Raw genomic sequence first — 26,093 nt, 5'->3', positions numbered from 1 at the left:
TTATGTATTATCCCGGGCCCGCTATTCCATCCCGGCTCGCCTTATGTCTTTAAACCGGTTTTCAGGAGACCGCGCCATGCGCATTGATAACGTTCACCGGCCGATGGCTCGCAACGGCTTTTTGGTCGCAGGTTTGTCATGCCTGTTCATTCTGGCTGGTTGCAGTAACGACGAGACAGGCAGTCAGCAGGGCGGCGGTATGCCGCCAGCAGCCGTGGTGGTTGAGCGAGCCGTGGCCGAAAACATCAGTGTGCGTCAGGATTATGCCGGCCGCGCTCGGGGTGCCCGTGAGGTGGAAGTGCGGGCGCGGATTCAGGGTATTCTGGAAGAGCGTCTGTACGAAGAAGGCCAGATGGTTCAGGAAGGCGACCCGCTGTTCCGGATCGATCGCAAGCCTGCGGAAGCTGCCTTACAACGGGCCCAGGCTCAGCGCCAGGTGGCCGAGGCCGACCGGCGCCAGGCTGAACGGGAGTGGAACCGGATTTCATCACTGTTCCAGCGCAACGCGGTGAGTGAGCGTGATCGGGATGCTGCCCAGTCCGCACTGGAGCTGGCCCAGGCCAATCTGGCGGTGGCCAATGCCGGAGTCGCACAGGCAGAGCTGGACCTTGGTTATACCTCGGTAACCGCGCCGGTCAGCGGTGTCACCAGCCTGGAAGATTTTCCCGAAGGCAGTCTGATCAGCTCCGGTACCCTGCTGACCACGATTGTCCAGCTGGACCCTATTCATGTGCGCTTTGCCCTGCCTGAGAATGACGCCAACATTCGCCGGGCTGCCCGCGAGGGGATGCGCGGTGCCGGCGATCAGGAAGTGGCCGCCCGTCTGATACTGGCCGACGGCCAGGAATATGAGCTGGATGGGCAGATCGACTTTACCGCCTCCACGCTGGACCCGCGTACCGGTACAGTATCGGCCCGCGCGGTCTTTGGTAACCCGGAGAATGTGATCGTGCCAGGCCAGTTTGTGCGGGTTCGGGTTGAGTTGCAGAGCTTCGAAGATGCCATCGCAATTCCGGAAAGAGCGGTGACTCAGGGGCCGAACGGGCCGGTGGTCTATGTGGTTGACGATGAGAGCACCGCAAAGGCGCGCCGGGTAGAGCTTGGCCCGGTGAGTAGCGGTCGCCAGATCATTCTCGGCGGCCTGGAAGAAGGTGATCGTTACATCGTCAGCGGCCTGGTTAACCTGCGCGATGGCGCAACGGTAAACGTCACCAATACCGATGATGAGGGAGGCTCAGACTGATGCTGCGGACCTTCATCGACCGGCCGATCTTCGCATCGGTCGTTTCAATCATCATCACGCTTGGTGGTCTTCTGGCGCTGATCGGGCTGCCCGTAGAGCAGTATCCAAACGTAGTTCCACCCCAGGTGGTGGTGGATGGCCGGTTCCCGGGTGCCAGCGCGGACGTGATTTCGGATTCGGTGGTGGCGCCGCTGGAGCAGGAAATCAACGGCGTGGACAACATGATCTACCTGGAATCCAGTGCCACAGACTCCGGCAGCTTCCGGGTGACGGTCTCGTTCGAGATTGGCACCGATCCTGACCAGGCCACCATCAACGTCAACAACCGGGTACAGCAGGCGCTGGCTCGCCTGCCACAGTCCGTCCGTAACCAGGGGTTGAAAGTGGAAGCCCGTTCCACCTCCATCCTGCAGGTGATTACCCTGTCTTCTCCGGATAACACCATGAATGTGGTGGAGATCTCCAACTATGCCTTGCTGAACGTGCTGGATGAGTTAGTGCGGTTGCCCGGTATTGGCGATGCCTCCCTGTTCGGGGCCCAGGATTATTCCATGCGGGTGTGGCTGAGGCCGGACAAACTTGCCCAGTACGAGCTGACTCCCAACGATGTAGCCATTGCCTTGCGTGCCCAGAACGCCCAGTTTGCTGCGGGTCGGATCGGGGCGGAACCAGCGCCCGAAGGGCAGGCGTTTACCTTCAGCGTGTCGGCCCCGGGCCGGCTTACCAGCCCTGAAGAGTTCGGTGAGGTGATCCTGCGCAGTGATGATCAGGGTGCCTCCCTGCGCCTGAAAGACGTCGCCAGAATCGAGCTGGGCGCCCAGAACTACGACTTCGCAGCGGTGTACAATGGTGGTGCCACAGTGCCCATGGGGGTGTACCTTCAGCCCGGCGCCAATGCTTTGGACGCTGCCGATGCCGTGAACGCGGCCATGGAAGAAATTGCAGACCGCTTCCCGGAGGGCCTGGAATACAACGTGCCCTACGACACCACCCGGTTCATTGATATCTCGATCCAGGAGGTGATCTCCACCTTCATTGTGGCGGTGTTGCTGGTGGTGCTGGTGACCTTCCTGTTCCTGCAGCATTTCAACGCCACCCTGATACCGCTGATTGCCATCCCGGTGTCCCTGATTGGTACCTTTGCCGGCATGCAGGCACTGGGGTTCTCGGTCAACTTGCTGACCCTGTTCGGCTTGATACTGGCGATCGGGGTAGTGGTGGATAACGCCATCATCATCATGGAAAACGCCGAGCGCCTGATGAAGGAGCAGGGCTTGTCTTCCTACAATGCGGCGGTTCTCACCATTCAGCAGGTGTCTGGCGCGGTGGTGTCATCCACTCTGGTATTGGTGGCGGTGTTTGCCCCGGTGGCCTTCCTGGGCGGGCTCAGCGGTGAGCTTTACCGGCAGTTTGCGATAACCATCGCGGTGTCGGTGGTGATATCCGGTATCGTGGCGCTGACCCTGACACCGGCGATGTGTGCTTTGTTGCTCGGCCACGAAGGCAAACAGTTGGCCGTATTCCGCTGGTTTGACGCCGGCTTCGACAAACTCACTAACGGCTTCTCTGCCGTGGTGGACTGGTTGCTGCGCCATGCGGTGATTGGCGTGCTGCTGTTTGCAGCGATGCTTGGCGGCACCGCTTTCCTGCTGAACAAAATGCCCTCTGGCCTGGTGCCCCAGGAAGACCAGGGGTTCGTGTTGGCGGCCTATTCGCTGCCCCCCACCTCGGCCCTGAGCCGGACGGCGGACACTCGCGACCAGCTGGTTGAGCAGATGATGCAACTGCCGGAAGTGAAAGACGTGGTGTCCTTTGCCGGTTTCGACATCATCTCCAGCGCCCTGCGGACCAACAGTGGTGTGGCCTTCGTGACACTGGAAGACTGGGCAGAGCGGGAAGGCGAGGGTCAGAAGGCGGCCGACATCGCCAACAAGATCATGGGCATTGGCTTTGGGATGCCGGAAGCATTCGTGATTGCCTTTACCCCGCCTCCGATTCAGGGCTTGTCCACCACCGGAGGTGTGGAAGGCTATATACAGGCCCGTGGTGGCCGCACCCCGGCTGAGATCAAGGCCATGGCAGACCAGTTCACCCAGGCCGCCAATGCCCGGCCGGAACTGCAGAATGTGCGGGTGACCCTGGATACAGGCATTCCCCGTTACAAGGCCAACGTGGATCGGGAAAAGGCCCAGGCTGCCGGGGTTCCGATTGACCAGATCTTCACCACCATGCAGAGCACCTTCGGTGGCCTTTACGTGAACGACTTCACCCTGCAGGGCCGTAACTGGCAGGTAAATCTTCAGTCAGAGGGTGAGTTCCGTAGCCATCCGGACGACCTGCGCCGGGTGTTTGTGCGCTCCAACTATGGCGAGATGATTCCGTTGAGTTCCCTGGTGGAGCTGGAGCGGGTCAGCGGCCCCGATATCCTGAACAGGTTCAACGTGTATCCGGCCGCCAAACTGCTGGCAGATCCGTCGCCGGGCTTCACCACCGGTGATGCTCTGGCGGCCCTGCAGGCGGTGGCGTCGGAACAGTTTGATCGTAACACCCTGCTGGGCTGGACCGGTGAAGCCTATCAGCTGCAGGACTCTGCGGATTCCGGCATTCTCGCTTTCGGTATGGGGCTGCTTTTGGTTTTCCTGATCCTGGCCGCCCAGTACGAGCGCTGGGGCCTGCCGGTTGCGGTAGCCACAGCGGTACCTTTCGGTGTGTTCGGTGCCGCTCTGGCGTCTTTGCTGAGAGGCTTCCCCAACGACATCTACTTCCAGGTGGGTTTGTTGGTGCTGATTGGCCTGGCGGCGAAGAACGCCATTCTGATCGTGGAGTTCGCGGCCCAGAACCGGAAAAGCGGTATGAGTTCCTTTGATGCTGCCAGCACCGCTGCACGCCAGCGCTTCCGGGCCATTATGATGACGGCGCTGACTTTCATCGTGGGCTCCATGCCGTTGGCCTTCAGTACCGGTGCCGGTGCGGTTTCCCGTCAGGAAATCGGTACGGTAGTGGTAGGCGGTATGCTCGCCGCCAGTACCCTGGCGCTGTTCTTCGTGCCGCTGTTCTACAAGCTGATCGAAGATCTGGCCGATTGGCGGCGTAAGCGCAAGAAGGCTGCCTGACGTGGCCTGATTTTCTGCGCCTATCGTATTGATAGTGATTGAACCGCCGCGGGTTTCTGCCCCCGGCGGTTTTTTCTTTGTTATTCTTTCGGACAGGCAGAAGGTACGAAGAGCAGGTGGGGAAGGCCTTTCCAAAACCTTGCGGAGCCAGGGGTGGAGCGCGAAAGCGCTTCACGGGCTGGCCACGGATGGCCTGCCCAGGACCCTCAGCGCGACGCAGGAGCAATTAGCGCTGAGGGGCGGAGCAGAGCGTACAGGGATGTATTCACAGCGTGTTTTGGAAAGGCCTTCCCCACCTGCTCATACCACCGAGCCAGACGGCAAACGTATTCAGACTCCGGAGTTGCGGCCCATGGTTGCTGAAGTGAAAAAGTTACAGCTATTAGATGAGTTGGAACTGGCCAGGTCGCGCACGGAGCAATTGATCTGCACGCTGCCGGAGCAGCAACTGGATGTTCCCTACCACCCTGGTGTGAACCCACCACTCTGGGAAATGGGGCATTCTGCGTTCTTCTACGAGGTCTTCGTGTTCAACCTGCTGGATGGCACGCCCAGCTTCGATCCATCCATGGACGATCTCTGGGATTCCTTTCATGTTGAGCACAAGGATCGCTGGCGCCGGGATCTGTTTCCCGGCCGTGAGGAAACGCTCACGTACTTCAATGCCATCTACGACCGGGTAGCAGAGCGCATCAAGAGCCGTGAACTCACTGACAAAGAGCTGTATCTCTACCGTTATGCGATTTATCACCAGAACATGCACATTGAATCGCTGATCTGGTGCCGGCAGACGGTGGGGTATCTGGCGCCTGTGGACTTCAAGGGCGACCGGCCAGCCCCTTGTGAGGCAATCTCCGGGGATGTGGAAATCCCTGCCGGGCGTTGGGTGATTGGTATGCCCGGTGAGTCTGAATACTTTGCGACAGACGACTTTGCCTTTGATGCTGAGAAACCCCGGTTCGAGGTGGAGTTGCCGGCGTTTGCCATCAGTCGAACGCTGGTGAGCAACCGGGAGTTTCAGGCGTTTGTGGACGATTGTGGTTACCAGCGTCCGGAGCTGTGGTCTTTCGGAGGCCGGAAGTGGCTGGAGTCAGAGCAGGATGTGAGTCTGGTGCACGGGGGCAAGGAGCCTTTGATGCACTCACCCCGGCACCCGCTGTACTGGCGCTGGCACGACGGCCATTGGCAGGAGCGGGTGTTTGACCAGTGGTTACCCCTGGAGGCAGATGCGCCGGTTACCCATGTCACTTACTGGGAGGCGGAAGCCTTCTGCAAGTGGGCCGGGCGTCGATTGCCGACGGAATATGAGTGGGAAGTGGCAGCGCTGGGCAACCGGCCTGGGGATACGTTCCGCCGGTATCCCTGGGGCAATGAGGCACCGGATGCCTTGAGAGCTGATCTGGATGGCCGCAGCATGGCTCGGAATCCGGTGTTCGACTATTCCGCCGGAGACAGTTGGTCTGGCTGTCGGCAGATGATTGGCTCGGTGTGGGAATGGACCTCCAACGACTTCCTGCCCTATGACGGTTTCAAGGTGGACATGTACCCGTTTATGTCCACCTTGCAGTTTGCCACACACAAGGTCACCAAGGGTGGCAGCTGTGCCACATCATCCAACCTGATTCGTGGCACCTACCGGCAGGCTTACCTGCCGTTCCGCAGTGACGTTTATACCGGGTTTCGCACCTGCGTCGGTTGAAGCTCCGTGTTCTCCATGAGGTGGCTGGCGAGTGCGACCCCGGTTTCGCTCATGGTCAGGTAGGCGTCGTCAGCGCCCGCCTCGCGGATTTTCTCGGCCTCATCGGCGAACATGGTGTGGGCCACGATGTAGCCCTTGAAGCCGAGTTTGCGCAGCATCCTCGCAGCGATCAACTTGCCCTCAATGTCGTTCATGGCCAGCACCACGGATTCCAGGTCCGGCATATGTAAGCCCTCCCAGAAGGTGGTGTCTTCGGCATCGGCAAACACCACGTTGCGACCTTCCTCCTGATGCTTTTCCGCTTTCGCCGGATCTGAATCCAGCCCCATCAGGCGAGGTTCGTGGGGAAGCAGCCAGTCATAGGTGGCTGTTCCCGTGCGCCCCATCCCCATAACAAGAATTTTCGTGTCTCCCAGTGAAATTGGCTGCTCATCCGGGTGGCGTTTATGGCTTTCAAAGCCGGCGATCCGATGTGCGACGCGTTCGTAGATGCCGTGAGCAAACCGGTTAAGCGGGGCTGAAATGACAAATGACAGCGAGACAGTGATGGCCAGTGGAACCAGCCACTGTGGTAGTGCCACGCTTGCGACGATCAGGCCGAATTCGCTGTAATTGGTCAGCGACAAAGAAGTCAAAAAGCTGCTGCGAGCCCGCAAGCGGAAGAGCAGCAGCAAGAAGTAGAACAGAATGCCCTTGAGTGGCAGAACCAGTGCGGTGACGACGGCAAACATCAGGGCTTGCTGGTCTGGCAGGCCGCCAATGCCAATCTGCAGAAAGAAACCCACCAGAAAAACTTCTTTGACGCTCCACAGTGACTTGGCCAGCTCCTGGGAGCGCGGGTGGTTGGCCAGCATGGCTCCGAAAATGAGGGCACCCAGTTCAGAGCTGAGCCCAACGGCTTCAAAGCCCAGCCCCCCGACAACCAGAGCCAGCAACAGGCCAAGCAGCACCAGAAGTTCATCGTGGCCGCTGGCATCCAGCAGCTTGAACAGGAGTGGCCGAAGCAGCGGCAGGCCAAAAATCATCAAGGCCCATTCGGAAGGTGACTTGCCTGCGGCAATACTCATCACCACCAAGGCGATCAGGTCCTGCATGATCAGGATGCCAATGGCAACGCGACCATGGAAGGCTCTAAGTTCCCGTTTACTTTCAAGAACCTTGGCGGCGAGCACGGTGCTGGAGAACGACAGCGCGATGGCCAGCATCAGCGCCGTGGTCCAGTCCAGGTCAAGAAGCCAGTACAGACCGGGGGTAAACACCAGGCAGGTAATCGAAAAATGCAGCAAGCTGCCGCCGATCACTTCCGGACTGACGATGGACCTGAGCTTGAGTTTCAATCCAACGGTGAACAGCAGCAACAAGACGCCAAGGTGTGCAATATGCTGTAGAACCGCTGTTTCCTCCACCGGTATGCCAGTCATCACCGACATGCCGCTCAAGGCAAAGCCGGCCGCCAGATAGCCCACCAGCGGCGGCAGGCCAACAGCTTTTACAAGCAGTCCAAGGACAAAGGCGAAGGTGATCCAGATGGCTTCAGGCATAAACCAGTTCTTGTCGAGTGTTGAAGTGGCAGCCGGAAGCCTACCTTTTTTCCTGTGTCAAATGTAGTAGCGCTTGGTGTCAGGGGTGTTAGTTGGCCAGAAACTCCCGGAACAGTTGTGCTGATTCTTTCGGAACCTCAACCATGGGCGCATGGCCGACGTCGTCCAGGAGCACTTTGCGAGCATTGGGGATAGCCTCAACAAACACATCGGCGTTGCGGTAGTCGATTACCCTGTCCAGCTTGCCCCAGACCACCAGTACCGGAGCTTCAATCCGGGTAATGGCGTCGCGGAAGTCTGGCTCAAATCCGGTGTCGCGAATGGCGGCAAAGATAACCTCGTTCACTTCCCGGTTGGCGATGGCTTTTTCTTCCATCACATCAAAAATCGGCCAGGGTACGAACGGGCGCTTTTCCAGGGCGAAGTCCAGCAGACGATCGAAATCGCCTTCTTTTTTCGGGATCAGCGGGTTGTCACCATCCAGCACCCGATCTACCAGTTCGCTTTCATACTCAAAGATACCGGCGGGGTCGAACAGTACTGCGGTCTGGATCTGCTCCGGATGGGTGGCGGCGTAGAGCGCGGTGATCGCGCCGCCCATGGAGTTACCCATCATATGGAACTGCTTCACGCCCAGTTCGGCCAGGACCTGATTCAGGTAGTTCACCTGGTCTTCAAACCGGTAGCCGATGTCCAGGGGTTTGCTGCTGTCGCCATGGCCGGGCAGGTCGATGGCGTAGACATTGAACTCGCCCTTGAACTCCTTGGCCAGCCGCGTCCAGTTATCCTTATTAGCGCCGAACCCGTGTATCAGCACCAAGGTGTCACCTTCTACAGCCTCTTTGCTGCGCAGATAGGCAATGTCCAACTCGCCAATCGACACTTCCGCTGTCTCAAGGCCGGCGCTGGAACGCTCCCAGCCAATGGCGCTGTCGTAGATGCTCTGTTTCGAGCAGGCGCTGATCAGCAGTGTGGTTGCAAGTAATAGGGCGAGGTTAAGAGCAGAGCGCGGCACGGAGAACTCCTTTTCATTGTGGTCGTTGTGAACGCTTACACTAACCCAGAAAAAAGCCCGGTCAATGGCCGGGCTGAAGTTTTCCTGAGTCAGGCTGGTCCGTCAGCCTTTTGTGTGGAGACGTCGATCAGAAATCAACGGTAACGCCCACAGATGCGGTGCGCGGCAGGTTCGGCCGGGCGCCATCGGGTGAGCGAGCGATGATTTTCTGGGTATCGAACACGTTATCGAGTTTGGCAAAGACGCGGGCGCCTTCGGCAACGCGGTAGCTGCCGGAAAGATCAACTACGGTGAGCGATTCGGTCTTCCTGAAGGTGTTGTCGGTGCCACTGCGGTCGCAGGTGTTGTCGATACACATTTCGTCGACGTATGACACGTTCAGGTAGGCGTCCCACTGGTCCCCGGCGCGCAGCCCGGTGCGCAGGTTCAGGACGTTCTCTGGCAGGTAGACAAGGTTGTCGCCCTTCAGAACGTTACCGGAATCGCTGTCTTTGGTGACCTCGGCATCGGTGTAGGTCCAGGTGGCTTCAACCGGAACAGACAGGCCGTTGGTCAGAGCGAACTCGTAGCCTGCCAGGGCTTCAATACCCTGAATGCGGGCTTCACCCTGACTGACCGAACCGGTGTCCTGGCCGCCAGCGCAAGGGGTAGCTACGGAGCAGTTCTGGACCGTGTTTTCATAGTCACTGTAGAAGCCGATCAGCTCGTAGCGACCAGCGCCGCGCTGAATCCGGGCGCCGAGCTCGTAGTTGGTGCTGAGTTCGGGCTCAACATCGGTGCTGCCGGCTCCAGCCGGAGCCATACCCCGATGAACACCGGCCAGAAGTGTGACGCCGCCATCCAGTTTGTAGGTTGCGCCCAGGCCTGGCAGAAGTTCACCGGTGCTGTTTGAGGCACGGTCCTGTACATCGGTGCGGGCCTCTTGCTGATAGCGTACACGACTGGTTTCGATATCCTCGTACCTGAGCAGGCCGGTGACGGTCAGTCGATCGTTTACGGTAACGCGGTCTGCAATGTAAGTGCTCCAGGCCTCGGCTTTTTCAATGGCGTTGTTGCTGCCGCTGATGCCATTTCCGGAGGTGGTTGAGACATACTGCAGAACCGGACGGCCGTTCACGATGACCTGGTCGAAGGTGTCGACTGGCTGCAGGCGGTCTACTTCATCTTCGTGGTAGCGCAGGCCGAAGGTGAGGTCGTGGCGCATGTCTGCCAGATTGAGGCCCCAATCTGCCACAAAATCGATACCCTGTGATTCGTACTCGCGTGCGTTGTTCTTGATCTCGATGCCGGCGAGATCCGCCTCACCGCGGAGCTGTTGCTGTGCCAGGGCGTCACCGCCATTGGCTGCATTGATCAGGGAGTTCAGCCCCGCCGCTTTATACCAGTTGCGTTTGAATTCGTTGCGGTAGGCGGTGGTGGTCAGGGTTACATCGTTGTTGAAATCCACCAGGTGCCGGGCCATGAAACCGGTGCGCTGGGTGTCCATGTTGTCCCGTTCAGAGGCGAAGTAGCGCTGGTCCGGGTTGGCATTGAAGTCCGCGTCGGTCAGGCCGAGGTAGGTTTCCAGGCTCAGCTCTTCGCTGTAATCCACTTTCAGGTCGAGCTGATGGTAGATGTCGGCGTCCGGGCGTGTGTTCAGGCGGAGCTTGGCGACGTAATCCTGCTTGTCGAAGCCGGCTTCGCGGTCGGATTGGCGAATGTCTTTGAAGCCGTCACTTTCATGCTGGTGAGTTTCGATCAGCCAGCCGGCCTGTTCGCTGTTGGCGCCATACCAGGCATGGATACGTTTGCCGTTATCTTCGGCAATTTCCGCCGTTACCCGGCCGCCGGTCGTGGTCGGAATCGGCGTGGAACGCAGGTTAATGGCGCCGCCAACGGTGGCCGGGCCGTAACGGAGCAGGTCTGGTCCTTTCAGAACTTCAACGCCGTTGATGCGGCCGAAGGACGGGAAGTAGTAGGCGGCTGGCCCAGAGTAGGGCGCAGGTGCCATCAGCACGCCGTCTTCCATCAGGGTAACCTTGCCGGACCGCCCGGAACCGGAGCCGCGAATACCGATGTTAGGACGCAGGCCGTAGCCTTCCTCTTCAAGCAGATAAACGCCAGGCACTTCCTTTACCACTCGGTGCACGTCGGTGTACTTCATGGTTTCCAGGTCTTCGTTTGTTACCACATGGGCTGAGCCCGGCAGGCTGGCGGCTGAGGTCTCGTCCCCGATGATTACCAGCTCCTTCAGTGTGTGCTCCTGGGCCACGGCAGGAAGGGAGGCGGCCATGATGGCGGCTACGATAAAACGGCGGGTAAAACGTTGTTGCATAATCGCATCCTGTGCAGGTGTTATTGAATAAGGGTTGCAACTATACAAATGATAAGCGTTAACAACAAGTAATTATTATGATGTAGATTTGAAGTTCCTATTGGCTTTCGACCATAAAAAACCCGGCGCGGGGCCGGGTTGTGATTCGCTAGCAGGCAGCTCTACTGTTCCCGGGCAATGGCCCGGTAGGCAATGTCGTTCCGGTAGAACATGCCGTTCCAGCTGATGGTCTTCGCCAGCTGGTAAGCACGCTGCTGGGCTTCGGTCACCGTGTTGCCCAAAGCGGTGGCGCACAGCACCCGGCCACCGGCAGTCACCACATCCTCACCATTCAGCTTGGTGCCGGCGTGGAAGACTTTCTCACCTTCTGTTTCACCTTCCGGCAGGCCGGAGATCACATCACCTTTGCTGTAGTCGGCAGGATAACCACCGGCCGCCAGCACAATGCCTACAGAGGCGCGGTCGTCCCACTCGGAGTCGCACTGGTCCAGTTTGCCATCCACGGCAGCCTGACACAGTTCCACCAGGTCCGACTTCATGCGCAGCATGATCGGCTGGGTTTCCGGGTCGCCAAAGCGGCAGTTGAACTCAATGACCTTGGGTGCACCGTTGGTGTCGATCATCAGGCCGGCATACAGGAAACCCTTGTACGGGTGACCTTCGGCGGCCATACCGTTGACGGTGGGGTAGATCACTTCGTCCATGATGCGCTGGTGCACATCCGGGGTGACCACCGGAGCGGGGGAGTAGGCGCCCATGCCGCCGGTGTTGGGGCCGGTGTCGCCATCGCCCACTCGTTTGTGGTCCTGGGAGGTGGCCATGGCCAGCACGTTCTTGCCGTCGACCATCACGATGAAGGAGGCTTCTTCGCCGTCCAGGAACTCTTCAACCACTACACGGCTGCCGGCATCGCCAAAAGCGTTGCCTGCCAGCATGTCGCGGATGGCGTCTTCGGCTTCGGCCAGGGTCATGGCGACGATGACGCCTTTACCGGCGGCCAGGCCGTCGGCCTTGACCACAATCGGCGCGCCTTTATCACGTACATAGGCGAGGGCTTCGTCCACATCAGTGAAATTGGCGTAGTCGGCGGTCGGGATCTGCTGGCGCGCCAGGAAATCCTTGGTGAAGGCCTTGGAGCCTTCCAGCTGGGCAGCACCGGCGCTGGGGCCGAAGATACGCAGGCCGCGGGCTTCAAACTTGTCCACCACGCCGGCCACCAGCGGGGCTTCCGGGCCGACGATGGTCAGGCCCACGTTGTTCTGCTCGGCGAAGTTGGCCAGGCCGTCCAGGTCCATCACGTCCAGGTCGACGTTGTTCAGGTTCGGTTCCCGGGCGGTACCGGCGTTACCCGGTGCTACGAAGACTTTATCTGCCAGCGGGGATTGCGCGGCTTTCCAGGCCAGGGCGTGTTCGCGCCCGCCACTGCCAATAACCAGAATGTTCATGTGTTGCTCCTGAATTCTTTGATCAGTGACGGAAATGGCGCATGCCGGTGAAGACCATGGCGATGCCGTGCTCGTTAGCGGCGTCGATCACTTCCTGGTCGCGCATAGAACCGCCCGGCTGGATCACGGCGGTGATGCCGGCCTCTGCCGCAGCATCGATGCCGTCCCGGAACGGGAAGAAGGCGTCAGAGGCCATGACCGAACCCTTCACTTCCAGGCCTTCGTCGGCGGCCTTGATGCCAGCGATTTTGGCGCTGTAAACGCGGCTCATCTGGCCTGCGCCCACGCCGATGGTGCGGCCGGCTTTGGCGTACACGATGGCATTGGATTTCACGTACTTGGCCACTTCCCAGGCGAACAGCAGGTCGTTCAGTTCCTGTTCGGTGGGCTGGCGCTCGGTGACTACCTTCACGTCTTCCATCGCGACCATGCCCAGGTCACGGTCCTGCACCAGTAGGCCGCCGGTCACGCGCTTGTAGTCCATGGTCTGGGCGCGCTCGCCGTCGAACTCGCCGCAGGCCAGCAGGCGCACGTTCTTCTTGGCGGCGACAATCTCAACCGCTTCCGGCGCCACGCTCGGGGCGATGATGACTTCCACGAACTGGCGGTCAACGATGGCCTGGGCGGTTTTGGCGTCCAGTTCCCGGTTAAAGGCGATAATGCCGCCAAAGGCCGAGGTGGGGTCGGTAGCAAAGGCCAGGTCATAGGCCTGCAGAATATCGGTACCGATGGCCACGCCACAGGGGTTGGCGTGCTTGACGATCACGCAGGCCGGATCGGCGAAGGGCTTCACACATTCCAGGGCGGCGTCGGTGTCGGCCACGTTGTTGTAGCTCAGTTCCTTGCCCTGCAGCTGCTTGGCCGTGGCGATGCAGGCTTCCTTCGGGTTGCGTTCGGCATAGAAAGCGGCACGCTGGTGCGGGTTTTCTCCGTAGCGCATATCCTGGACCTTCACGAACTGGGCGTTGAAGGTGCGGGGGAAGTCGGCGTTGTTGTTGTCCGGGGTGCGGCCACCCAGGTAGTTGGCGATGGCACCGTCGTAACCGGCGGTGTGTTCGAAGGCCTTTACCGCCAGGTCGAAGCGTGTGTTGTAGCAGAGCTGGCCATCGTTGTTGTCGAGCTCTTTCAGTACCCGGCTGTAGTCGGAAGCGTTGACTACGATGGCGACATCGTTGTGGTTCTTGGCCGCAGCACGGACCATGGTGGGGCCGCCGATGTCGATGTTCTCAATGGCGGTGGCCAGATCGCAATCCGGATTGGCCACGGTGTCTTCAAACGGGTACAGGTTCACCACCACCATGTCGATGGGGTTAATGCCGTGCTCGCCCATGATCGCATCATCGGTACCGCGACGGCCCAGAATGCCACCGTGGATCTTCGGGTGCAGGGTTTTTACCCGGCCGTCCATCATTTCCGGGAAACCGGTGTAGTCGGACACTTCAGTGACCGGTACGTTGTTTTCCTTGAGCAGGCGGAAGGTGCCGCCAGTGGAGAGCAGCTCAACGCCGCGTTCAGTCAGGGCACGGCCGAAGTCGACGATGCCGGTTTTATCACTCACGCTGATCAGGGCGCGACGGACGGGGGTGTTAGCCTGGTTTGCCATGGGTCACTTTCTTCGCTGTTCAGATAAGCCGGGGATAGCCTGGATATAAAGAACAAGGGCCTCGCGAACGCATCCGGGAGGCCCTTCAGGGACAAGTCTGATTATAGCAGACCGTACTGCTTGAGTTTCTTGCGCAGGGTGCCGCGATTGAGACCGAGCATGGTCGAAGCCTTGGTCTGGTTGTTGCGGGTGTATTTCATCACCTGCTCCAGCAGCGGGGCTTCCACTTCCGACAACACCAGCTGGTAGACGTCGGAAACCGGCGCGCCATCCAGCTGCGCGAAGTAGTTCTTCAGGGCCACTTCCACGCTGTCACGCAGGGTGACGGTGTTGCCGCTGTTGTTTACCGTATGCAACTGATGCAGATCATCGTTTGCCGGTGTGCTCAGGGTGTCGTTTGCCAAAGTCTCAGCGGTCATGCTGCGAATACCTCTCCATTTCGTAAGCCTGAAAAATACTGTTCGATGCTGTCTTTCTGCTCCAGCGCATCGTCGATGGCGTTGAAGCGTTTGCGGAACTGTTTGCTCTGGTCGTGTGACTGCAGGTACCAGCCCACGTGTTTTCTGGCGATTCGCACGCCCATTTTCTCGCCATAAAAGCCGTGCAGCTCTGCCAGGTGCTCTGACAGGATCTGCTCCACCTCATTCAGGGGTGGTTCTGGCAGGTGTTCACCGGTTTCCAGGTAGTGCAGGATTTCCCGGAAAATCCAGGGTCGCCCCTGTGCGCCTCGGCCGATCAGCAAACCATCTGCGCCGGTGTGCGTCAGCACTTGCCGGGCTTTCTCCGGAGTGGTGATGTCGCCGTTGGCAAAGACTGGAATGCCAACGCTGGCCTTCACCTCTGCGATGGTGTCGTATTCCGCGTCGCCGTTGTATTTGTCTGCACGGGTGCGACCGTGAACCGCGATGGCCTGGATGCCTGCGTCTTCGGCCATTCTTGCAATCACCGGCGCGTTCCGGTTGTCCTGATCCCAACCGGTGCGCATTTTCAGCGTGACCGGAATGTCCACCGCGCTGGCCACTGCTTCCAGAATGGCCCTGACCAGCTTTTCGTCTTTCATCAGGGCGGAGCCTGCCGCCTTGTTGCAGACCTTCTTGGCAGGGCAGCCCATGTTGATATCAATGATCTGGGCCCCGAAGGCGGCATTCTGCCGCGCCGCATCGGCCAGCATGTCCGGATCGCCACCGGCAATCTGAACAGACCGGGGTTCCGGTTCGCCCTGATGGTTCAGGCGAGTCTGGGATTTCCGCGTATGCCAGAGTTTGCTGTCTGCTATGACCATTTCTGATACTGCCAGGCCCGCTCCCATCCGCCGGCAAAGCTGCCGGAAGGGTCGATCGGTTACACCGGCCATGGGTGCAACTATCAATGGGTTGGGCAGGGTATACGGCCCGATTTTTGCCGTCGGCAGCATGATCTGAGTCCGTGTCACAGCGATTTAAGCAAGATTCGGCCAGAAGCGGCTGGTTAAATTATGACCGCTTCAGTCTCCGAAGGGCGGTAATGATACCGCCGGAGGGGGTCTGATTGAAGGGGAAAAGTGCTGAAAAAATTGATTATTTTTCGTGCTTTTTGGTTGACTTTTGCGCTGTCAACTGTCGCCCCGGCCCCTCATCAGGGTGTCCAGGGCCGAAAGCTCAGGTTGTAATTGACCGCGTCGCGGCCCGGATCGCGGATACTGATCGCAATCCGTACCGGGGTCTCGGAGGGCATGGCGCTGAGAGATTCTGCCTCACCGGCAAGATATTCCGCCGGGGTAAAGGTGCTTTGCGCAACCACATCGCCGTTAAGATTGGAAAAGGTCAGGGCGATGGCCGGGAACGGCTGTTCGAAGGTGGCCCGGTTAATGATGACGGCGTCGACAATCAGCTGGGTGCGGTTGTCAGGGTCGGTCCGGACTACCAGTTTCCTGCTTTGGATGGCTTCTACGTTGATCAGCGGTTTCAGCTGGCAGCCCGCCAGTTCACAGCCTTTCTCGTAGAATGGCCGGAGCTGGGGAATGGCAGACAGCCGATCAAACTGGAACCAGGTTACCTGGGCAACCAGCGCGCCCAGTAAGGCTACAACGACGAGCGTCCAGAGGGCGGCCCTCAGGCGACTGCGGCCCTGGCCAACCGATACCGGGTCGCGGCGCAGATCCCGATACAGGGTGTCGGGCGCCTGATCAGCCTTGCGCGCCGGTTCTTTCGGGGCCGCAGGCCGGTCGTCATCGGTTGCCGCCAGCGTAAGCTCTTCGGGAGCGGTTGCAGGGCTGGCTGACTTGCTTTTGCCTGGCGCTGGCGGCTCGGGTGTTTCTTGGCTGTCGGCGGCGTCAGGTGTCCCGGATGATGGCGAATCCTGGGGTGTCAGCTGCAGATCCGGCTCAGGTTTGTTTTCCGGTTCTGGCGTTTGTGGTTCAGGTTCGGCCAGTGCTTTCGGCGCCCGTGCCGGTTGATCGTCCGCCAGCATGGCTTCCGCCCAGCTTTCGTCGACGTCCTGTTTTTCCGGGGTCAGGTCGTCATCGTGGTAGCCGGACTCTTCCGGTTCATCAAATGAGCGGAAACTGTCGCTCAGTTCGTCATCGGAAAACGTCAGCTTGCTGCCGGCATAGCGACCTTCTGTGGCATCTTCTTCCGGGTTGTCGGCAAAGATAAAGTCTTCTTCATCGTGCCCTGCGTGGGTGTCTGCGGGCGGAGGAGGGGTTTCCCCTGCTGCTTTGCCACCTGTGGCGGCTGGCGCAGCGCTGCCGGTGGATTTGACGACCTGGTGCTCAATGGCGTTGAAAACTTTCAGGCAGCTGCCACAACGGACTTTTCCCCCGGCGATACTGAGTTGTTCGTCAGTCACCCGGAAACGGGTTTCGCAATTAGGGCACTGAGTCTGCAGGCTGCTTTGGGTCATGCTTCGTTCCTGAAAGCTTGATCGCGGATAGATCGATTCTCGATCATTGATCTATCACTACATCTGTCACTACAAAGGAGGCAGTTTAGTCGTAAAGCCCGGGCTCGTCATCCGTCCTTGCGCCGTCCTGTGAGGCGTATCCAGTCTTCTTTCTGTTCCGGCTCGTCCATGGTGAACCAGGGCTCGTAGGCGTCCATCACCTCCCGGGCCTGATTGAACAGGATGCCGGACAGTACCAGATCCCCGCCGGGCCTGGTCAGTTCCGCCAGTCTCGGGGCCAGGCCAATGAGCGGTTGGGCCAGGATATTGGCCAGCATGATGTCGGCTCGGGTGTCCGGATCCTTGCCGGGCAGGTAGAGATCCAGGCGGTTGTCTTCCACGCCGTTCCGACGGGCATTGTCCCGGCTGGCTTCCAGCGCTTGCGGATCGGTATCCACGCCAATGACATGGTCCGCGCCGAGCAGCAGGGCGGCCAGGCCCAGGATGCCGGAACCGCAGCCGTAGTCTGTCACCTGCTTGCCTGCAACATCCTGGCCGTCAAGCCATTCCAGGCACAGCGCCGTGGTGGGGTGGGTGCCGGTGCCGAAGGCGAGGCCCGGGTCCAGCAGCAGGTTGGCCGCATCCGGGTCTGGCGCTTCGTGCCAGCTGGGGACAATCCACAGGCGCTTGCCAAACTGTAGGGGATGGAAGTCGTCCATCCAGGCCCGTTCCCAGTCTTTGTCTTCTACCAGGGTAACGTCGATTTCGGGTAGGGACTGCTGGGTTTGCTGATGCCAGGCGTCGCGGATATCCGCTAAAAGTTGCTCGGTGTTTCGGTCGGACTGGAACAGGCCGGTAACCGTGGTCTGGCTCCATAAGGGGGTAGTGCCAGGGTCGGGTTCGTACAGGGGCTGGTCGGCTGCGTCTTCCATGGAAACGGCGTCTGCGCCCATTTCCATTAACAGGTCTTCCAGCTGATCCGCGGTGTCCGGATCAGCTGGAATCTGGAGTTGTATCCAGGGCATGGTTAATCCCGCATCAGTTTCTCAAGGTAGTGGATGGTGAAGTCTACCTGTTTAAAGCCACCATCGCGTACCAGTTTTCGATGCAGGGGTTGGTTGGTCTTGATGCCCTCGACCAGCATTTCGTCCAGCGCGTTCTTCATGCGCCGGCGTGCAATCTCCCGGTCATCGCCCCAGGTGATCAGTTTGGCCACCAGGGAATCGTAGTACGGCGGTACCGTGTAGCCGCTGTACAGGTGGGAGTCGACACGAATGCCGTTGCCACCGGGGGCATGGAAATGTTTTACCTTGCCGGGGCTGGGCACGAAGGTTTTCGGGTCTTCGGCGTTTATCCGGCACTCGATGGCGTGGCCGGAGATATGGATTTCGTCCTGGCTGTATTGCAGCGGCAGGCCGCTGGCAATGCGCAGCTGCTCACGGACGATATCAACACCGGTCACCATCTCTGAGACCGGGTGCTCAACCTGTACCCGGGTGTTCATCTCGATGAAATAGAACTCGCCGTCCTGGTACAGGAATTCAAAGGTGCCGGCACCCACGTAGCCGATTTCCTTGCAGGCGTCGACGCAGGCCTTGAGCGTGCGTTCCCGGGATACCGGGTCAACATTCGGGGCCGGGGCTTCCTCGATGACTTTCTGGTTCCGCCGCTGCATGGAGCAGTCCCGGTCGCCAAGATGTATCACGTTGCCGTGCATGTCCGCCAGTACCTGAATCTCCACATGGCGTGGTGTTTCCAGGAACTTCTCCAGATAGACCGTCGGGTCGCCAAAAGCGTTCTTGGCCTCGGTCTGGGTGATTTGTACCGCTTTCAGCAATGCAGCCTCGGAATGCACCACCTGCATGCCACGACCACCACCACCGGAAGCGGCCTTGATCATTACCGGGTAGCCGATCTGGCGGGCCACCTGGAGGGTGCGCTCGTCGTCGTCCGTCAGCGGGCCGTCAGACCCGGGCACGGTGGGTACGCCGGCCTTCTTCATGGCTTCAATGGCAGATACCTTGTTGCCCATCAGGCGGATGGTTTCCGCCTTCGGTCCGATAAAGCGAAAGCCGCTTTTCTCGACCTGCTCAGCAAAGTCGGCATTTTCAGCCAGGAAGCCGTAACCCGGGTGAATGCCTACGGAGTCCGTTACTTCTGCAGCGCTGATGATGGTCGGGATGTTCAGGTAGCTTTCCGTCGCGCTGTTGGGACCGATGCAGACGGTTTCGTCAGCGAGACGAACGTGCATAAGGTCGCGATCAACCTGCGAGTGCACGGCTACCGTCTTGATGCCCAGCTCTTTGCAGGCGCGGAGGATTCGCAGGGCGATTTCACCGCGGTTTGCGATCAGAACTTTTTCTAACATGGCCATGGTTAACAATCACCGAATTCAGGAAATGACGACCAGGGGCTGGTCAAACTCCACCGGCTGGCCATTCTCGACCAGGATTTCGGTGATGGTGCCGGCCTTGTCAGCCTCGATCTGGTTCATCATCTTCATGGCTTCCACAATGCAGATGACATCACCAACGTTTACCTTCTGGCCAACTTCGACAAACGCTGCAGCGCTCGGGGACGGTGAGCGGTAGAAGGTGCCCACCATCGGAGATTTCACTGCATGGCCATTGATGGCGGCTGGTGCAGAGGTTTGTTCAGCCGGCGCTGCCTCGGGTGCTGGGGTCGGTGCCGGAGCCTGGGGCGCGGGTGCTGAGTAGTGGCTCACGTAATGGCCACCGGAGGCCTGTTCCCGACGGCGCGATATACGAACTGAATCGTCACCCTCGTGAATCTCCAGCTCCTCGACGTCTGACTCCTCGAGCAGTTCAATCAGTTTCTTGATTTTACGAATATCCATAACTGTTCCAGTCCCGTTGTCTCTGGTCTATCGGTGAATTCGTTGCAGTGCAGCCTGCAGGGCAAGGTCGTAGCCCTGGCTGCCCAGCCCGCAGATAACCCCTTCGGCGATATCTGAAAAATAGGAGTGATGGCGGAAAGGTTCCCGCGCATGCACATTTGATAAATGCACTTCTATGAACGGTATGCCGGAGGCCAGCATGGCGTCCCGCAGGGCGACACTGGTATGGGTAAAGGCGGCAGGATTGATAATGATGAAATCCACTCCCTCACCCCGGGCCTCATGTACCCGCTCAATCAATTCGTACTCTGCATTGGATTGCAAATGCAGCAGGTGGTGACCTTGCTCGGCCGCTGTCTGGTGCAAGCGGTCGTCAATATCGGCCAGTGTTTCATAGCCATAGACCTCGGGCTCCCGGGTGCCGAGCATGTTGAGGTTAGGGCCATGGAGCACAAGTATGGTCGACATGGTTCTGTCTGCCTTGGTGTTTTACAGGATCGCCGAAGATAACGGCACGTTACCTCAATGGTGCGTACTTGTTAGCCTCAGATCAACACTTTTTGACAATCTTGCCTGTCGTACATTGGTCTTAAAAAGGTTACACAGCAATCGCTGTAAGCGCGATGACATTTCGTTGATGACAATCATTGTCGATGAAGGTGAGCCATGCCGGTATTCGACATTGGTTTCATGCAGCGCCGACAAAACGGCGGGCACGAGGTGATGCCTGAGCGATACGTTCAGTTCAGTACTTTTTGTGCCCAGTAGGCTTGGGTCTTAAGTCCCGGCCGATTGATGCGATAGTCGGCTGTCTGGCCCGGGAATATGCTGCCAGACTGGGTGTTTCAAGGCATAGGGATTACCAGGGAGGTATCGTGCGAGACACCGAGATCTGCCGTCAGTTACTTGAATTGAAAGAACCGTGGGTTGTGGACCGCATCAAGGTGGATGCGCAGCGTCGGGAGCTTCATGCCTACCTCAGAACCGGAAAGTCCTGGTTTGGTCGGCCGGCATTTGTGCAGCCGAAATCGTGCTGGCGCCATGCCAATGTGGGCCCTTTAAAAACCTACATCCACGCCAGTTTGCCGGAGCAGGGCGCAGAGCCGCCTGAGACGGTACCGTTTCTTGGCCCTGCCGGTGATGACTATACGCATGGTCTGGCCCAGAAGGTGATTGAGTGCCTGAACGCCGGGCTGGGGTATCGACAAGTGTGCAGGTTGCTCGACATTGACGTTTACCTGGCCTGGCAGATACGCCATGCCATCAGCGAAGGCGTGCATGGTACCGATCATGGCTTTGAAGGTGCTTTGGCTGAAAGTGCTTCGCCGGGCGCTGCCCGGCAGGTTATTCCGCCGACCGGTGATCCCGTGTGGTTCAATTTATTGGCCTCTGACACACCGATGGATATTCGCCTTCTGAGTCTCAAGCTACTGCTGGCCCGGAGTCGGCAGGAGTTTTCGGGCCTGACCAGTCACGATGCGAAGATTCTCAGGGTGAACACGCTCAGACGATTTTTTATCAAGCACGAAAAACAGCTTGGTCATGAAATCGCCCAGTTGGCGACATTTCGAGAGAGCGCTGAGGGGATAGACTCGTGAGCAAAACCACGCAGGCGGGGATCATGACCCCAACGGAGGCAGCCGAGCTGATCAAGGCGGGAAGGGCTTTGGCCATTGCCGGTGATGAGGCGTTATTGGCCACTCTGCCCCGGGGTACCTGGGTGGGAGGGAGCACGCCATACTTCATGACTGGCGATGGTGGCCAGTGTTGCCGCGACAGGCTGTTTGTGCAAGATCTCGGTGACGGGGACGCCAGCGTGAACCACTACGACGAAATCACGCTGCGCAATGTTCTGGAAGATGCCCCTGAGAATGGCTATTCGATCATAATTTTGCCTGCCGGTAGTAAGGTGTTGGAAGCCTATGCGCACCATGCGCCGGAGTTTCCCGACATGTACCTGAAACCGATTGTAGGCTGGGTCTCTGGTGTGCATCTCGATGAGCTGGCTCAGGGCAAAGCGGTTGTTTTTGATGGTCGGAGCGGGGAGTGTTTCAGTGACCGGGCGGTGGTGCTCCATGTGCCTCTGGACGACAGCCTCTCCGCGGTTGTTCATATCGTCAATCTGTTTGAAGCAGGCACCGGCCCTGAGCTGACGTTCGAGGCAACGAGTCGTGCGGTAGGTCGGTGCCGGGTGGATGGCCAGCCTCACAACTTCGCCGATCTTGTGTTGCGCGAAGGCCGTCATCAGAAGCTGCCGTTGGTGGCGGACTACTGTGGCGCAATGGTCAACGTAAGCATTCAGTCTGTCGACGAGCAGGCCGGAGTGGTAAACCTTTATGCACCGGTTTTCGAGGGGGTGAGTTATCGTTTTGCCCGGCCGGTGGAAGATTACCCGACCGCGTTTCTCGCCGCCATGCCTGACCATGCCGGTAATCTGGTGTTTGGCTGTAACTGTATCCTCAACTACCTATACTCGGAGCTGGAAGGTCGGACCACTGCCGAGCTGACGGGGCCGATTACCTTCGGTGAGGTGGCCTATCAGCTGCTGAATCAGACAGCGGTATTTCTGACTGTGGAGCCCGCTGCCTGATGTCCGGGGTTTAGTCTTCTGCAGTGGTAACGCAGTTGCGCCCATGTTCCTTGGACGTGTAAAGCGCCCGGTCTGCGCGCTCGCACAGAGACTGGGCGCTGTCACCCTGCCAGGCGGAGATGCCGCAACTGAAGGTGACGTTGAATTCCCGGTCGCCGGCCGGCTGTACCAGCTCGGAGAAGCGCTCGCGGATTTCATTCAACACGTTGCGGGCGTCACCGGGCCGTGTGTTGGGCAGAATGATCGCAAACTCCTCACCACCATAACGCCCGATGTGATCGGATTTTCGCAGTCGCTGCTTGAGAAACATCGACAGGCTTCGCAGCACCCGGTCGCCAATGGGATGGCCAAAGGTGTCGTTAACCTTTTTGAAGTAATCGATGTCGAGCATGGCGAAACACAGGGGTTGGTCTTTCTGCCGGGCCCGCACGATTTCCTGCTCCAGCAGATGCAGGGTATGGGTGTGGTTATACAGGCCGGTGAGGCTGTCGCGAATCATCAGTGCCAGCAATGACCGGGCCCGGCGGCCACGGTTGTGCAGGGTGGCAATCAGGTGCTTGGGGTCGATGGGCTTGGTCAGGAAGTCGTCGCCCCCCAGGCTCATAGCGTGCAGCTGCTTGCTGACGTCTTCTTCCGCGGACAGGTAAATGATGGGAACGCTGTGGAAGCGATCCTGCTGACGGATCACCCGGGCGATCTCCATGCCGGTGCAGCCGGGCATGTACATGTCCAGAATGATGATTTCCGGCGAAAACTCTTCCAGGGCGTGAATGATCTGCATCGGATCGGTGATGATGTGGGCGGTCATGCCCGCTTTCTTCAACACCGTTTCCATGTATTTGGCCTGGGCCCGGGAGTCATCCAGAACCAGCACCTTGTAGGGCTCGACCGTATTGCCGTGGGTGTAGGTTTCGATCTTTTCGATCAGCTGGCCGGGGTCCACCGCCGGGTAGAAAAACTCCTCGCCGCCACACCGGGATGCTCGCAGGCGGGTTTCAATACTGCCGTCTTCATCGCTCATGAAGATGATCGGTATGGGCGTGTCGTGCTGCTCCTGTAGCTGCTCCACAGTGGCAATGCCACTGTTGGTGTCGCCGCCAAAGTTGACATCCATGAGGATGGTTTCCGGCTTGCTCAGGGCGCAGGCTTCAATCAGGTCAGAGGCACTGCTGAACGCGGACGCCCGGAACCCGAAAAATTCCAGCTGGCGGATCAGGCGGGCGGCCATTTCACCGTTGGACAGCGCAATGTAGACCGGTGTGCGTCGGTATTGCTGGGGTGTGTCGGAGGTTTCCTGGTCGGTACGGCGTTGGGTGCAATGGCGCAGAGTCTCGGTGGCATCTTCCAGTTGCCGCGCCTGGTCATCCTCAAGGGGGGAGCTCTGGTGCCAGTGCTCTAGCAGTCCCAGGATGTGCTCCGCAGCGGCGGCATGGCTCTCCATTTCGAACCGTTTGGCATAGCGGACCAGCTTGTCCGTTGCCGAGACCAGCTCATCGCGGTAAACCGCGGCTTGATCCCTGTCTTCGCGAATCTTCTGCCAGGTATCCAGAACCACCCTGGCCTGGGTGGTCACACGGCGGGCGAAATGCTGCCTGAGTTTTTCTTTCTGGCTTTCGTCGTTCATTGTGCTCCGGCCTGTCTGTTTTCATTTTTTGATGGTCCGATCCGGCAGGACTAACTTTTTAACCTTAGTCCTTTTGCAGAGTCTATAGTGTTTAATGTTGTCGGCGTAGGTTGCGCTATGTAAATGTTTGTCAACTCTGCGGTACAGGTCACAGACACTTATCAAACCAATTATCGGACCGGAGCCCCAGCAGCTATGGCGGGGATGCTTGGAAAGAGAGATCAGCAGCACGGCGTGATTACGCTTCAGGGGCTATTACTGGTGTTTACCGGTGGCTTGCTGGTGCTCATTCTCACGGCGGCGTTCATCACCAGTTTCGGCTATTTTCGGGGCTACGTAGCCGATCAGCTCGGTGACCATGCCCGGGACGGCGCCACGGCCACGGGCTTATCCTTGTCGAACGCCATTGATGGCTCAGATCCGGTGGCAGCTGCGTCGCTGATTGATGCCGTGTTCGACAGTGGCCGGTACTTGTCCGTGGAATACCTTGATCACAGTGATAGCCTGATTGCGGGCAGAAGAATGCCGCTTCAGGGTACTGCCGCCCCTGGCTGGTTTATCCGTTTGGCCTCCCTGCCTCGGCCAATGGCTGAGGCCGAAGTCGTGCGTGGCTGGAGTCGTCTGGGCAAGGTTCGTGTGGTCAGTCATCCGGGCCGGGCTTACGACGATCTCTGGCGCATTACCGTGGGATTGTTGGTGGGCGTGCTGGCCATCGGCGGTGCCGGTCTGGTCGTCCTGCACCTGTTGCTGGGGCGAATACTGAGCCCGCTGAAAGCGTTGGAAGCTCAGGCCAGGGCTTTGGGGCAGCGGGATTTTCGGAAACGGGTCGACATCAAGTCAACCCGGGAACTGAACCAGGTTACCGAAGCCATGAATCAGATGGCGGATGACCTCGGCCAGTTGTTTGAGGGGCAAGGCAAGCTGATCCAGCATTTGCGCAAGGTGAACAACGAAGATCCCGTGACCGGCCTGGCCAGTCGGAGTGCCTTTGATCAGCGACTGCGGGCTGAGCTTGAATCCGAGGAAAAGGCTGCCCCGGGCGTGCTGATTATGATCCAGCTCGGCTTTTTCGTTGACTACAACAGGGCCTATGGCCGCAGCGAGGGCGACCTGCTCCTGAAGCAGATTGCCGGCTGTCTGCAGCGCTTTGTGAAGCGGCACACTGAATCTTTCGCCGGGCGCAGGACGGGGGCTGAATTCGCGGTTTTTCTGCCGGGCGCATCCGCGGCAGATGTCCGGGTGTGGGCGGAAGAACTGGTTGCGGAACTTGACGGGCTTTATGCGGATCATGCCGCACCGATGGATACTATCGTGCATGCCGGGCTCGCGGTGACAGCCGAAGGGTTAGGTAGCCGGGACCTGCTGGCAGCTGCCGATGAGGCCCTGGTGGCGGCCCAGCAGCGGGATGAATCCTGCTGCTGGCTGTCCGAAACCGGCCTGGAGAACCACCACAACATGGAAACCTGGCGGGTGATCATCAGCCAGGCGATACGTGACCGCAGTTTGTCGCTGTGGTTACAGCCCATGGTGCAGGGTGGTGAGCAGTCGGTGGTTCACTATCAGGTGTTCTCCCGTATCAACAGTCCTGAAGGGGTTCTCAAGGCAGGTTTGTTTGTACCTGTGGCCGAGCGCCTCGGGCTAATCAAGGACATCGACCGGCTACTGATCGAGCGGGTTCTGGAGCGCCTGGCGAGCCATCCGGGGGAGCGCCTGGCGGTTTCCCTGGGGAGTGCGTCCGTTGCTGACCCGGAGTTCCGGAGGGATCTGCTGGCGAGTCTTGGGCAGGCAGGGCCTCTGGTTGGTCGTCTTTGGGTTGGGGTGGCCGAGCAGACCATTCACCATCACCGCAAGGATGTCAGCACACTGGTTCGAGAGCTCGTCCGGCTCGGGGTGCCGGTTCTGGTGGATCGTTTCGGGGTGGGGGGCGTGCCGTTCAGCTACCTGAAGAATCTGCCGTTCCGGGCCATGCGTATCGATAACAGCTTCATCCATAACCTCGACAGCCATGATGAAAATCGTTTCTGGCTGGAGTCCGTGCTGGCCATTGCGCGCAGCCGGGGCGTGAAGGTTTTTGCGACAGGAGTGGAAACGGCAGCAGAATACTCGGTACTCTGTAGATTGGGTATTGATGGAGCCATGGGATACCATCTTGGCAGGCCATTTGCCGCTGACTGACAACTGACGGGAGAC

The 26,093-nt window shown here is 59.0% G+C and carries 19 protein-coding genes; 6 read left to right on the top strand and 13 right to left on the bottom strand.

Annotated elements, in window-relative coordinates; all coding sequences use genetic code 11:
• Window positions 1-76 precede the first annotated feature (76 nt).
• The 3 genes from FIV08_RS16875 to senA all read left to right on the top strand — a co-directional run bounded on the left by FIV08_RS16875 (window position 77) and on the right by senA (window position 6,055).
• A complete protein-coding gene (locus tag FIV08_RS16875) occupies window positions 77-1,243 on the top strand; it encodes an efflux RND transporter periplasmic adaptor subunit (RefSeq protein WP_152439181.1) in 1,167 nt (388 codons plus the stop codon).
• Window positions 1,243-4,356, top strand: a complete 3,114-nt coding sequence (locus FIV08_RS16870) for an efflux RND transporter permease subunit (RefSeq protein ID WP_152439180.1) — start codon at window positions 1,243-1,245, stop codon at window positions 4,354-4,356. The genes FIV08_RS16875 and FIV08_RS16870 overlap by 1 nt, the downstream gene beginning before the upstream one ends.
• 352 nt (window positions 4,357-4,708) lie before the next feature.
• The gene (senA, locus tag FIV08_RS16865; protein ID WP_172972294.1) at window positions 4,709-6,055 is read left to right on the top strand and encodes a selenoneine synthase SenA; all 1,347 of its coding nucleotides are present in this window, start codon (window positions 4,709-4,711) and stop codon (window positions 6,053-6,055) included.
• Here senA and FIV08_RS16860 read toward each other — a convergent pair.
• From FIV08_RS16860 to aroQ, 12 genes are all read right to left on the bottom strand, one after another.
• Window positions 6,025-7,596, bottom strand: a complete 1,572-nt coding sequence (locus FIV08_RS16860) for a cation:proton antiporter family protein (protein ID WP_152439179.1) — start codon at window positions 7,594-7,596, stop codon at window positions 6,025-6,027. The genes senA and FIV08_RS16860 overlap by 31 nt on opposite strands.
• Before the next feature lie 88 nt (window positions 7,597-7,684).
• Window positions 7,685-8,611: an alpha/beta fold hydrolase gene (locus tag FIV08_RS16855; protein ID WP_152439178.1), complete on the bottom strand. Its 927-nt coding sequence runs from the start codon at window positions 8,609-8,611 to the stop codon at window positions 7,685-7,687.
• Between the two features lie 127 nt (window positions 8,612-8,738).
• The gene (locus tag FIV08_RS16850; protein ID WP_152439177.1) at window positions 8,739-10,925 is read right to left on the bottom strand and encodes a TonB-dependent receptor family protein; all 2,187 of its coding nucleotides are present in this window, start codon (window positions 10,923-10,925) and stop codon (window positions 8,739-8,741) included.
• A gap of 161 nt (window positions 10,926-11,086) precedes the next feature.
• The gene (gene purD, locus FIV08_RS16845; RefSeq protein ID WP_152439176.1) at window positions 11,087-12,370 is read right to left on the bottom strand and encodes a phosphoribosylamine--glycine ligase; all 1,284 of its coding nucleotides are present in this window, start codon (window positions 12,368-12,370) and stop codon (window positions 11,087-11,089) included.
• Window positions 12,371-12,392: 22 nt separating this feature from the next.
• On the bottom strand, window positions 12,393-13,973 hold the full coding sequence (gene purH, locus FIV08_RS16840) for a bifunctional phosphoribosylaminoimidazolecarboxamide formyltransferase/IMP cyclohydrolase (RefSeq protein ID WP_152439175.1): 1,581 nt from the start codon (window positions 13,971-13,973) through the stop codon (window positions 12,393-12,395).
• Window positions 13,974-14,074: 101 nt separating this feature from the next.
• Entirely contained in the window at window positions 14,075-14,392 is a 318-nt protein-coding gene (gene fis, locus FIV08_RS16835) for a DNA-binding transcriptional regulator Fis (protein ID WP_058092452.1), read from the bottom strand.
• Entirely contained in the window at window positions 14,389-15,387 is a 999-nt protein-coding gene (gene dusB, locus FIV08_RS16830) for a tRNA dihydrouridine synthase DusB (protein WP_138435836.1), read from the bottom strand. Before dusB ends, fis begins: the two co-directional genes overlap by 4 nt.
• Before the next feature lie 200 nt (window positions 15,388-15,587).
• On the bottom strand, window positions 15,588-16,853 hold the full coding sequence (locus tag FIV08_RS16825; protein WP_152439174.1) for a DUF3426 domain-containing protein: 1,266 nt from the start codon (window positions 16,851-16,853) through the stop codon (window positions 15,588-15,590).
• A gap of 107 nt (window positions 16,854-16,960) precedes the next feature.
• Window positions 16,961-17,857: a 50S ribosomal protein L11 methyltransferase gene (gene prmA, locus FIV08_RS16820; protein ID WP_072676222.1), complete on the bottom strand. Its 897-nt coding sequence runs from the start codon at window positions 17,855-17,857 to the stop codon at window positions 16,961-16,963.
• Window positions 17,858-17,859: 2 nt separating this feature from the next.
• Window positions 17,860-19,206 carry an acetyl-CoA carboxylase biotin carboxylase subunit gene (accC, locus tag FIV08_RS16815; protein WP_152439173.1) on the bottom strand — a complete coding sequence of 449 codons (1,347 nt, stop codon included), beginning with the start codon at window positions 19,204-19,206 and terminating at the stop codon, window positions 17,860-17,862.
• An 18-nt stretch (window positions 19,207-19,224) separates the two neighbouring features.
• Window positions 19,225-19,689: an acetyl-CoA carboxylase biotin carboxyl carrier protein gene (gene accB / locus FIV08_RS16810; RefSeq protein WP_106693879.1), complete on the bottom strand. Its 465-nt coding sequence runs from the start codon at window positions 19,687-19,689 to the stop codon at window positions 19,225-19,227.
• A gap of 27 nt (window positions 19,690-19,716) precedes the next feature.
• Entirely contained in the window at window positions 19,717-20,157 is a 441-nt protein-coding gene (gene aroQ / locus FIV08_RS16805; RefSeq protein WP_152439172.1) for a type II 3-dehydroquinate dehydratase, read from the bottom strand.
• A 407-nt stretch (window positions 20,158-20,564) separates the two neighbouring features.
• Between aroQ and FIV08_RS16800 the strand changes: the two genes are divergently transcribed.
• Together FIV08_RS16800 and FIV08_RS16795 are read left to right on the top strand one after the other, a co-directional pair.
• Window positions 20,565-21,287, top strand: a complete 723-nt coding sequence (locus tag FIV08_RS16800; RefSeq protein ID WP_152439171.1) for a hypothetical protein — start codon at window positions 20,565-20,567, stop codon at window positions 21,285-21,287.
• Window positions 21,284-22,279, top strand: a complete 996-nt coding sequence (locus FIV08_RS16795; protein ID WP_216646156.1) for a DUF6976 family protein — start codon at window positions 21,284-21,286, stop codon at window positions 22,277-22,279. The genes FIV08_RS16800 and FIV08_RS16795 overlap by 4 nt, the downstream gene beginning before the upstream one ends.
• Before the next feature lie 10 nt (window positions 22,280-22,289).
• On the opposite strand, the gene FIV08_RS16790 is transcribed toward FIV08_RS16795, so the two are convergent.
• Window positions 22,290-23,903, bottom strand: coding sequence for a diguanylate cyclase (locus FIV08_RS16790; protein WP_152439170.1), 1,614 nt, complete (start codon window positions 23,901-23,903; stop codon window positions 22,290-22,292).
• Between the two features lie 195 nt (window positions 23,904-24,098).
• Between FIV08_RS16790 and FIV08_RS16785 the strand changes: the two genes are divergently transcribed.
• Window positions 24,099-26,078 (top strand): EAL domain-containing protein, encoded by a 1,980-nt coding sequence (locus FIV08_RS16785; RefSeq protein ID WP_152439169.1) that lies wholly within the window; start codon window positions 24,099-24,101, stop codon window positions 26,076-26,078.
• Window positions 26,079-26,093: the final 15 nt, after the last annotated feature.

Source organism: Marinobacter sp. THAF197a (assembly GCF_009363275.1).
Taxonomy (GTDB): Bacteria; Pseudomonadota; Gammaproteobacteria; order Pseudomonadales; family Oleiphilaceae; genus Marinobacter.
The sequence above is the reverse complement of the archived record's forward strand: the minus strand, read 5'-3'. Positions and strand labels throughout refer to the sequence as shown.